This window comes from Rothia sp. 11273D007AR (genome assembly GCF_053547255.1).
The window spans coordinates 25,266-35,634 of sequence record NZ_JBPPWJ010000018.1; the positions used below are offsets into that span (position 1 = coordinate 25,266).

Annotated in this window: 9 protein-coding genes; 3 read left to right on the plus strand and 6 right to left on the minus strand. The window is 60.1% G+C overall.

Annotated features, from left to right (window positions below; genetic code table 11):
- Positions 1-21 precede the first annotated feature (21 nt).
- Complete coding sequence (locus ACED88_RS09830; protein WP_449109479.1) at positions 22-1,167, minus strand: site-2 protease family protein; 1,146 nt, start codon at positions 1,165-1,167, stop codon at positions 22-24.
- A gap of 100 nt (positions 1,168-1,267) precedes the next feature.
- On the opposite strand from ACED88_RS09830, the gene ACED88_RS09835 reads away from it, so the two are divergent.
- Entirely contained in the window at positions 1,268-1,525 is a 258-nt protein-coding gene (locus tag ACED88_RS09835) for a hypothetical protein (RefSeq protein WP_449109480.1), read from the plus strand.
- On the plus strand, positions 1,522-2,067 hold the full coding sequence (locus ACED88_RS09840; protein WP_449109481.1) for a PAC2 family protein: 546 nt from the start codon (positions 1,522-1,524) through the stop codon (positions 2,065-2,067). The genes ACED88_RS09835 and ACED88_RS09840 overlap by 4 nt, the downstream gene beginning before the upstream one ends.
- On the opposite strand, the gene mshC is transcribed toward ACED88_RS09840, so the two are convergent.
- The 4 genes from mshC to ACED88_RS09860 form a co-directional block, all read right to left on the minus strand.
- On the minus strand, positions 2,064-3,368 hold the full coding sequence (mshC, locus tag ACED88_RS09845; protein ID WP_449109482.1) for a cysteine--1-D-myo-inosityl 2-amino-2-deoxy-alpha-D-glucopyranoside ligase: 1,305 nt from the start codon (positions 3,366-3,368) through the stop codon (positions 2,064-2,066). The genes ACED88_RS09840 and mshC overlap by 4 nt on opposite strands.
- Positions 3,369-3,488: 120 nt before the next feature.
- A complete protein-coding gene (locus ACED88_RS09850) occupies positions 3,489-4,319 on the minus strand; it encodes an undecaprenyl-diphosphate phosphatase (protein ID WP_449109483.1) in 831 nt (276 codons plus the stop codon).
- An 89-nt stretch (positions 4,320-4,408) separates the two neighbouring features.
- Entirely contained in the window at positions 4,409-4,708 is a 300-nt protein-coding gene (locus ACED88_RS09855; protein WP_237185658.1) for a hypothetical protein, read from the minus strand.
- A 153-nt stretch (positions 4,709-4,861) separates the two neighbouring features.
- A complete protein-coding gene (locus tag ACED88_RS09860) occupies positions 4,862-5,824 on the minus strand; it encodes an L-lactate dehydrogenase (RefSeq protein WP_237185657.1) in 963 nt (320 codons plus the stop codon).
- Positions 5,825-6,211: 387 nt separating this feature from the next.
- Between ACED88_RS09860 and ACED88_RS09865 the strand changes: the two genes are divergently transcribed.
- Positions 6,212-8,476, plus strand: coding sequence for an MDR family MFS transporter (locus ACED88_RS09865; RefSeq protein ID WP_449109484.1), 2,265 nt, complete (start codon positions 6,212-6,214; stop codon positions 8,474-8,476).
- A gap of 82 nt (positions 8,477-8,558) precedes the next feature.
- Here ACED88_RS09865 and ACED88_RS09870 read toward each other — a convergent pair whose 3' ends face one another.
- Positions 8,559-10,064 (minus strand): protein adenylyltransferase SelO family protein, encoded by a 1,506-nt coding sequence (locus ACED88_RS09870; protein WP_449109485.1) that lies wholly within the window; start codon positions 10,062-10,064, stop codon positions 8,559-8,561.
- Positions 10,065-10,369 lie beyond the last annotated feature (305 nt).

Consider the following 10,369-nt stretch of genomic DNA (forward strand, 5'->3'; position numbering starts at 1 on the left):
TCTCAGAAAAGCGCGGTGGGGTCATTTAGATGAAGACGTGCCAGCGCCCACGGTGGCGAGCACCGCCTGAGTCATGGCCTGGGAGGTCACCAGCCCTACGGGGGTGGCGGCGTCCATCACCACCCAGGTGAGGTTCTGCCCCCGCTGCTCTTCGGGCAGGCGGTAGTGGGCAAAGCCGCTGTACTCATCGAAGGTGTCGATGTAACCGGTCTGAATGCCCAGAGTGCGGGCTGCAAGGGGCTGGGCGATAGCGGCCAGGGGCTGCTGGTCAAGAGTGCCCAGCGCGGCAGCGAGCGTTGTAGGTTCAACGAGGGCAAGGGGGCGCACGGACGATCCCTGCTGCTCTACCAGGAGAAGGTGGGATACGCCGTCCCAGCGCTGGTGGGCACCACCGATGCTGCTGTGCGGGTCAGCAAGCTGGGCGGGAACCATCAGGGCGGACGCCCGTAGGGGGTGGTGAGGGTCGGAATCCTGCGCGAGTTGTTTGAGGGAGTGGTTAGTGCCGCTCCACAGATAAAAGGCCAGGGCAGCGGCCACCAGTAGTACCCAGGGGGATCGCCACAGGCCGGTGAAGAGCAGGGCGCTAGCTAAGAGGGCAAGGAGCAGCAGGCCCGTATAGGCTGTGACCCGGGTTGCCACCGACCGGCGTCCTACCAGGATAAAGACGAGGGCTTCGAGGGCATAGCCACCGTCGAGGGGAAAGGCAGGTATCAGGTTAAAAATACCGATAGCAAGGTTGACCTGGGCTGCTAAGGCGAAGCCAAAGAAGTCGGCGGAACCCGTCACCAGCCAGATAAGCTGGCACAGGGCCGCTACCGCAAAGTTCACCAGCGGGCCAGCCACCGACACCAGTAGCGAGGTAGCCGCCGAAGCGGTCTGCATCTTGGTCTGCCCGCCCCACATGTTCAGAGAGATGGACGAAATCCGCACCCCCCGGGCCCGGCCCACCGCAGCGTGTGCCAGTTCGTGGGCGAAGACTCCCAGCGCCAGGGTACCGGCAACCACACCGGCAGCCAGATAGCCCTGCACCTCTGTTAAAGACCGCAGTGACGCCAGGTTCATACCGTAACCCACCACGACCAAAGCCATGAGGGGGAACCAGGAGAGGCGCAGATATATTGGCGCCCCCGCGAAAGAACCAATCCGAAGACCCGGATGGGACGTCATACCTTTACCTCCTGAGCGTTACATCACCGGAGCTACCGCCCCGGAACTCTCTAGTCTATTGCCTATAGAGGTTACGGCCTATCAGGGGTAGGATATGGGGGTGATTAATCAGCCCCTCCCCCTCAACGCTCTGAACCATTTTGCAAGCACCTCCACCCTACCGGCTCACGCCCCCACCGTGCTCCTGGTCGGTTTCACAGGTTGGAATGACGCCGGCGACGCCGTTATCGACGCCTTCCGCGCGCTGTGGGAGCACTACCCCGCTACACCGGCACCCGGCTTTGACGTGAGCGGCTGCTACAACTACACCGAAACCCGGCCTCTTCTGAGCATCGATCTGGCCCCGAGCCCTCCATGAACTGGCAGGCCTACATCGAGCGTTTTAAAGACCTGGTGCAGCGGGAACAGGTTGACCTGGTTGTTTTCTGCGGGGCCCTGCTCGATGAGGTCCCCCATACCCGGCCCCTGCCGCTGAGCGTTACCAGCTATACCAGTAGCGTCCTCGCCTTAGAGGGCGTAGAAGCCAATGCCTACCAGGGCCCAACCGGCCTGATCGGCGTGCTGGCGTTCGAAGCCGGGCAAGCTCACATACCGGCGCTCTCCCTCTGGGTGTCGGTTCCCCACTACCTGCCAGAGCCGCCCCACCCCAAGGCAACCTTCACCCTGCTCTCTGCCCTCGAAGCGATTCTGGGCTTCCCCATGCCCCTAGAGCGCAGCGCAGACGACATCGCCAGCTGGAACCACCAGGCCGACGCCCTCATCGAGGACGAGCCCGAGCTGGCCAGCTACGTACGAACCCTAGAATCAATAGCTGAGGCCAACGACGATATTGCTGACCTCAGCCAAATAGATATTGCGGCCCAGTTCGAGAAATTCCTCAAGGACCAGGACGACAACTAGGCAGCAGGTGCCAGATCAACACCCAGGCGGGCCATGAGCAGGTCGGCTACCAGCTGACCGCCGGCACCACCGTTCTCAAGGGTAGAGAGAGCCCACTGGTCAAGGGCAACCAGGGCGGCGGGGGTGTTGAGGTCGTCGGCAAGATGCTGGCGGACGCTCTCAAGCAGGGAAAGCGCGGCCTCATCGGCCTGCCCCTCGGCAGCTGTCGCAGCCGAGCGGTAGAGTTCCAGACGCCCCTGGGCCTTGGTCAGCAAATCTTCCTGCCAGAACCAGTCGGTGCGGTAGTGGTTATCCATAATCGCCAGGCGGATAGCGGCAGGTTCTACACCGGCAGCCCGCAGCTTCGACACCAGCACCAGGTTACCCAGGGACTTGCTCATCTTCTCCCCGTCAAGGCCCACCATGCCGGTGTGCATGTAGTGGCGGGCCATAGGCTCACCGTTCAGGGCAAAGGAATGGCTCGAACCCAAATCGTGGTGCGGGAAAATCAGGTCAGAGCCACCGCCCTGAACAGAGAAGGGTGCTCCCAGGAACTCACTCGAGATCACGCTGCACTCGATATGCCAGCCGGGGCGGCCGCGTCCTAACTCCCCCGCCTCCCAGGCAGGCTCCCCCGCCCGCTCAACGCGCCACAGCAGGGGGTCAAGGGCGTTACGCTTACCGGGGCGATCAGGGTCGCCGCCGCGCTCGCCAAAAATAGTCAGCATCTCTTCCATGCTGTAGTGGGCCACCTGACCCAGCGACCAGCCGCCTTCGCGGCCTTCACCCAGTTTCTGGGCGGCTTCAATATCGAAGTAGATATCACCGTCGGGCTGGGTAACGCCCTGCTCGTCGGTGAAACCGGGCACGCGGTAGGCCACACCCTCGTGCAGCAGTTTCTGCACAGCAGCCGCCACAGAGGGCACCGAGTCAACAACGCTCACGTAGTGGTCGGGGGCAATGACGTTCAGGGCCACCATATCGGTGCGGAACAGCTCGGTCTGTTCCTCAGCCAGCTGCCGCCAGTCAACGCCGGTCGCTTCAGCGCGTTCAAGCAGGGGATCATCAACATCGGTGACGTTCTGTACGAAAGTTACCTCTACCCCGGCATCGCGCCAAGCCCGGTTCAGCACGTCAAAAGCAACATAGGTAGAAGCGTGCCCCATGTGGGTCGCGTCGTAGGGGGTAATGCCACAGACGTACAGCCCGGCGCGGCTCTCACGCTCAAGAGTCTGTCTGCCTCCGGCCGCAGTATCAAAGACGGTGGGAAGGGGCGCCTGCCCCGGGAGTGACGGAATGGTGGGCTGGTCCCAAGCTCGCATGAAAACCTCACGATAGTCGATGTGCGCCTACCCAAAATAGCCTCGGGCGGCACTTTTTCTCTTCCTAAAACAATACCCGCCCGGAAAGGTATTTCCGGGCGGGTAAAAAGTGAGACAGGTCTACGCGGCGAGGACGCCGGTACCCAGCAGGATGTACAGGGCAAGACCCAGGGCGATACGGTACCAGACGAAGATGCTGTAGCTCTTGTTGGAAACGTACTTGAGGAACCAGCCAATAATCAGGTAGCCAACCACGAAAGCAACCAGGGTTGCGACCACGGTGGAACCGAAACCGTAGTAGCCGGTGAAGCCCTCAGAGAAGCTGCCTGCCAGCTTGTAGAGACCCGATGCGAAAACTGCGGGGATTGCCAGCAGGAAGGAGTAACGGGCGGCAGCCTCACGGGTGTAGCCCATGAGCAGACCGGCCATGATAGTACCGCCGGAGCGAGAAACACCGGGAACCAGGGCCAGGGCCTGCGCGAAACCGTACAGAATACCGTGCTTGATGGTGAGGTCTTTCAGCTCGCGCTGTTCGCGACCGATACGGTCTGCAATACCCAGGAAGATTGCGAACACAATCAGCATGGTTGCGGTAATCCAGAGGCTACGGAAGGTTGAATCGATGTAGTCCTCCAGCAGGATGCCCAGAATACCAATCGGCAGGGAGCCGATGATAATGAACCAGCCCATGCGGGCGTCCGGATCCTTCTTATCAACCTTGCCCACCAAAGAACCGAACCAGTTCTTGATGATGCGAACGATGTCTTTCCAGAAGAAGACCAAAACAGCCGCTTCAGTACCCAGCTGGGTGATAGCGGTAAAAGCCGCACCGGGGTCCTCGCTGTTCGGCAAGAACTGACCCACGATACGAATATGACCCGATGACGAGATCGGCAAAAACTCAGTTAGACCCTGGACGAGACCCAGGATGATTGCTTGTATCCATTCCACAGCAGAAAACTCTACGCGAGTCAAAGAAAAAGCACAGCACCGCTCGCGGTGCTGTGCTTGGAATAACAGGTAGAACCTAGGTAACCGGTCTACTTCTGCTCTTCATCGAGGTAGTACTCTACCTCGTCATCGTCTTCGTCGTCTTCATCATCGAAGTCGTAGTCAAAGTCATCGTCGTCGTCTTCATCTTCGATGAAAACTTCGAGCGGTGTGACCTCTTCATAGGCGTCGAACAGGGCTTCTTCGTAGCGTTCAAAGGCGTTTGCGATGGCTACGTAGGTGTTGTCGACGGCGGCGTCGTGTTCACCGCGGCTATTGATAATAGCGTTGAGGTGCTCTTCGAGGGCGGCGGTCAGGTGAGCCAGTTCGGCACGAGGGTTATTACTCATACAGTAGACGTTACTCCCTTTCTCAGTGCGTGGGAAATACCGGGCGGTGAAAATTTGGTGAATCACACATAACAGTACCGCCCCGCTCGGGTGGGAGCGGGGCGGCACTGTCTATAGGGCTAGGCTTCGGATGCGCTAGTGGCTTATCCGGTTTTAGAAGCCCAGGGTTGCCAGTGAGGAGTTGATGGCGTTGGCTGAGGCGCGCAGACGCTCGATTTCCTCGTCGGTCATGGGGACGTCGAGTACGCGCTTGACGCCGTCACGGGAGACAACTGAGGGCAGTGAGAGAGCGGCTTCGCCCTCGATGCCGTAGCGGCCGCGTACCTGGGTTGCGACGTTGAGTACGGCGTCCTGGCCGTGCAGGATAGCTTCGGCGATGCGGGTCGCTGAGATACCGATGGCGTAGTTGGTGGAACCCTTACCTTCGATGACCTTGTAGGCTGCACGCATGGCTTCTTCTGCCAGTTCTGCCTTGACCTCTTCGGTGAAGACCTTTTCGCCGTCTTCGTTGGTCCACTCATCAAGGGGAACCATGCCGATGTTGGCTGCTGACCAGACGGGGAATTCTGAGTCGCCGTGCTCACCAACGATGTTGGCGTGAACTGACTTGATGGAGACACCGGCCTTTTCAGCAATCAGCCAGCGCAGGCGGGATGAGTCGAGCACGGTACCTGATGCGAAGCAGCGCTCGGTGGGCAGGCCGGTGATCTTCTGAGCAACAACGGCGAGGACGTCGCAGGGGTTGGTGACGATCATGAGGATAGCGTTGGGGGCTACCTCCATGACCTTGGGAAGCATGGACTTGAAGATGTTGACGTTTGCTTCTGCCAGTTCGAGGCGGGGCTGACCGGGCTTCTGGCGGGCGCCTGCGGTAACGATGATGAGGTCTGAGTCGCGCAGGATTTCTACATCGCCGCTGCCTGAAACTTCAGCTTCGTGGGCGAACATGGTGCCGTGGGCGATATCGAGGCCTTCTGCCTCAGCGCGCTCACCGGCGATGTCGTAGATAACGATTTCATCAGCTGCGCCGCGCAGGGTTGCTGCGTAGGCGGTTGCTGAACCAACACCACCTGCGCCGATAACGCCGAGCTTGGTGTTCTTCTTTTCGAGAGCCATGGGAGGTTCCTTTCAGCAGATGCTGTGGGGTTGTTTTGTGTTCGTTACATCTCAAGTATGCCAGAAAAAATACGCTTTTGTGTGGGTTTATGTGCTTTTCATTTGGGGTTTTACCGACCTTTACTCAGAAAAGCCCACAAAACCAAATATGTGCAGGTTGACCCTTTGTGAAAACTCACACCCGGCCTTACGTAGATAATTTCAAGCCACCCTGCCCACTGTGGCACACAAGACGCTTCCAGAAGGAAATATTTTTGCAGAACTGCACTTAAGCTTGTTAAGTTCGCGAACCCAAGACTACGCAACCGCCCGCCACAAGCGTCCGCGCACCGTAGACCAAGCAAAACCGCGCGAACCCACAATTCACTCCAGACCTAAAGGTTCGTCATGTCTACAGCACCAGCTACACCAGAGCAGACAACCGCCCAAGACCAACCCCTCATGACCCATCGGCAAATCATGCTGGTCATCGTCGGTCTTATGGCGGGTATGTTCCTCTCATCCCTCGATCAAACCATCGTCTCCACAGCTATCAGGACGATCGGTGATGACCTCCACGGCCTAGAACAGCAGGCGTGGGTCACCACCGCCTACATGATCACCTCCACGATCACCACCCCTATCTACGGCAAACTCTCCGACCTCTTCGGCCGCCGACCCCTCTACCTCTTCGGTATCGTCGTCTTCATTCTGGGTTCGCTTCTTTCCAGCTTCTCCACCTCAATGATCATGCTGGCAGCCTTCCGCGCCTTCCAGGGCATCGGCGCGGGCGCCCTCATGTCTCTACCCATGGCGATTATGGGCGATATGCTGGCTCCCCGTGAGCGCGCCAAGTACCAGGGCTACTTCCTGGCCATCTTTGGCATCTCCTCCGTGCTCGGCCCCCTCACCGGTGGCCTCTTTGCCGGTAGCGACGAAATTCTGTGGATTACCGGCTGGCGCTGGGTCTTCCTCATCAACGTCCCCATCGGCATCATTGCCCTGGCCATGGTCTGGAAGTTCCTGCACCTGCCCCGCATCACCGATGCTGCTCTCAAGCCCCGCGTTGACTGGTGGGGTGCAACCAGCGTTGTCGTAGCTCTGGTCCCCCTCCTGCTCGTTGCTGAACAGGGTCGCGAATGGGGCTGGACCTCCGCAGCATCCATCACCTGCTTCGTCATCTCCGCCCTGGGTCTAGCAGCCTTCCTCATCATCGAATCCAAGATGGGCCAGGACGCCATCCTCCCGCTGGCTCTCTTCCGCTCCGGTGCCTTCTCCATGTCGTCCCTTCTGGGCTTCCTGGTTGGCTTCGGCATGTTCGGCGCCATGATGACCATCCCCCTCTACCTGCAGATTGTCACCGGGCTAACCCCCACCGAGTCGGGCTTCGCAACCCTACCCATGATGGCCGGTATTATGACCGCGTCCATCGTGTCGGGTCGCATGGTCGCTAGCACCGGCAAGTACCGCATCTTCCCCATTCTGGGCACCGCCCTCATGGTGGTTGCCTACTACTACCTGACCTTCATGACAGCGGACCGCCCCCTCTGGTTCCTCATGCTAGGCATGTTCATCATGGGTCTTGGCCTGGGTCAGCTCATGCAGTCCCTGACCCTGGCAGCCCAGAATGCTGTTGCTCCCTCCTACATGGGTGTGGCATCCTCTGCCGCTACCTTCTTCCGTCAGATCGGTGGCACCATGGGCACCGCAGTCCTGCTGTCGGTTCTCTTCTCAGCTATGCCCGGCAACATCATGAAGGCCATGGGCAACGAGGACGACCTGCGTTCGGGTCTTGACGCCGCTCTGACTCCCGCCGTGGCCTCCGCTCCTGAAAACCAGGGCATCATGGAGCAGATGTGGAATCAGATTGTGGAGCCCGCCCAGAGCTCTATCGCCTCTCAGCTCTCAACCGCCTCTGATCAGGCTCGCACCGCCGCCGACGATGCGGTCTACCAGCAGGTTTCTGCTGCGGTTCAGGCCCAGGTTGACGCTGGTGCCCTGCCTGCCGACCAGGCCCAGACCTTCATTGACGCCCAGGTAGCTGAAGCCACCCCTGCCGCTGAAGAGGCTGCACTGGCATCTGCCGCCGAGCAGGCTCATGCGTCGGTTCAGGACGGCACCCTGGCCGTTGACTGGTCTGATGAAGCCCAGCGCTCCTACTGGGTAGACCAGCTCACCCCCACCCTGGCAGAGCAGATTTCTTCTACCTCCACCGATGGTGAAGAATCAGGCGTTTCAACCTCTGATACTTCTTACCTCACCGGTGCGGACGCCCGCCTCACCCGCCCCTTCATGGTTGGCTTCAACGCTTCAACCCTGTCGGTCTACTGGGTTGCCTTCTTTGCCACCGTTATGGCCTTTGTTCTGGCTCTCTTCTTCAAGACTCCCCCGCTGCGTGCAGCTTCGGGTCTGCAGGAAAACGCCCAGGGCAACAAGCAGGCTGAAGATGGCGCTGAGCCTCAGGCCGAGGTGGCTGAGCGCGATGTGCTCGATGTTCAGACCGTCTACACCGGCAGTATCCCCGTGGTGGAGGCTGTTCCCGCAACTGCCGCACCCCAGGCTCCCCTAGCGTCTGGCAAGAAGCCGCGGGCTGGCGTCCTCGCCGCTGCTGCCGCAGGAACCCTGGCTCTAGGTGCCGCCCTGTTGAGCTGGCTGCACCGCCGCTCCCGCTAGCAGAAGGCCGGGGCCTACCACCGAACTTGTCGGTGGTAGGCCCCGGCCCTTTTAAACCAAATTCTAGATAAGAGAAGTTGCTCTACGTTCCGCAAAAGCTCGTGAAGAAGCGGGACTCAGCAGGAGCGCCTTCCAGGTAGTCCAGGCCGGGGCGGCGCTCAAAGGGGTTACTGACGGCTTCCAACAGCTCCTCAAGCGGCTGCTGGTTGCCGCGCTCCACCTGCCGTAGGGCAGCGTCGAGGGCCAAATTTCTGGGGATGTAGACCGGGTTATGTGCCAGCATGAGTTCCGTGGCTCGCTCAGCGGTAGTACCTGTAGCGCCCTTCAGTTCCTCCCACCGAGCCAACCAGCCCTGCCGGTCTCCCTCCGGCAGCAGGCAGGTTCCTTCAACCAAAGACCTAAAGAACCCTGTAAAGTCCAGCGCGTGGCGCTCGAGTAGCCCCAGAGTTGCCTGCCCGAATCTACCCACCTGAGTGCGGACGTCCTCACCAACCCCACCCGGGTCAAGCCCCAGCTTGGCAGCAAAAGCAGCTATTTGCTGCTCCACCACTTCATCTTCGAACTCCGAGATCACCTCGGTGGCTAGGTGGATTGCCCGGTTCGGGTTTTCAGGGTCGATGATATCGAGCAGGGTTTCGGCAAAACGGGAAAGATTCCAGGCGGTAATGCCGGGCTGGTGGTTGTAGGCATAACGGCCCTGGCGGTCGATAGAACTAAAAACCTTGCCACGCTCAAAAGCATCAATGAAAGCGCAGGGGCCAAAATCGATAGCCTCGCCAGAAATAGTTACGTTATCGGTGTTGAGCACCCCGTGCACGAACCCCAGCGCCTGCCAACTAGCTACCAGGCGAGCTTGCCGCTGCGCCACAGCCCGAAGAAGGGCAAGGGCCCGCTCACTGCGATTTTCTCCCGGGGTGAGGTCGGAGTAGTGACGAGCCAGGGCATAATCGACCAGCTGCCCCCGCACCTGAGGGTCGCAGTGATACTGGGCAAACTGGAAGGTACCTACCCGCAGGTGGCTGGCGGCAACACGCAGAACCAGCCCCGCCGGTTCCGGTTCAGGTGCGCGGCGCTGCACCTTCTCTCCGGTCTCAAACACAGCCAGGGCCCTGGTAGTCGGCAGACCGAGCGCATGCAGGGACTCCCCGATGACAGCCTCGCGCCAGGCCGCCGACAGTGGAGCCTTGCCGTCCGAACCGGGGCGAGAGAAGGGCGTCCGGCCACTGCCTTTGATGTGTAAATCGCAGCGGACAGCCCTACCGCCTTCATCCCGCGCGGGGATAGCCAGCTCACCAACGAGGTGGGCCCGCCCGTCGCCCAGCACCGGCGAGAGCTGCCCGAACTGGTAGCCCGAGTAGGCCAGGGCGACCGTGGGGGCCTCTCCCCTGCCCGTCATCCAGGCTAGACCGGCGTTAGTGCGCAGCCAGGCCGGGTCCAGCCCCAGGTCGCGGGCAAGATTCTCATTGAGCCAGGCCAGGCGGGTACCCTGCGGGATATCCGGCTGGGCACGGCGGGTGAGGTCAGGGAAGGTCTCACTGAAGGTATGGTCAAGGAGCAGGGCGGATGCACGGGGTTCAGTAGGCTGCATAGGGCTAGTTTATCGCCCGGTCGAAGGCTAGAGAGACTGGCTTGGAGGCTGGGAGCTGCCCCCGATTTCAAAATTTTTTAAAGGCGCCAGCCGAAAATAATCAGTTTAACTGATGAGTAAAGTTGATAATCTACCGGGGTATAAAATTCCGCCGGTACCTGATTTGCAACAGAGGGGCCTAAATCAACAAAAAACCGGCTCCTGTCAACAGGAGCCGGTTTTTCTATATCCCACATGGGGTTTTCTTGTGCGCGAGGGGGGACTTGAACCCCCACCCTCTAATACGAGGACTAGCACCTCAAGCT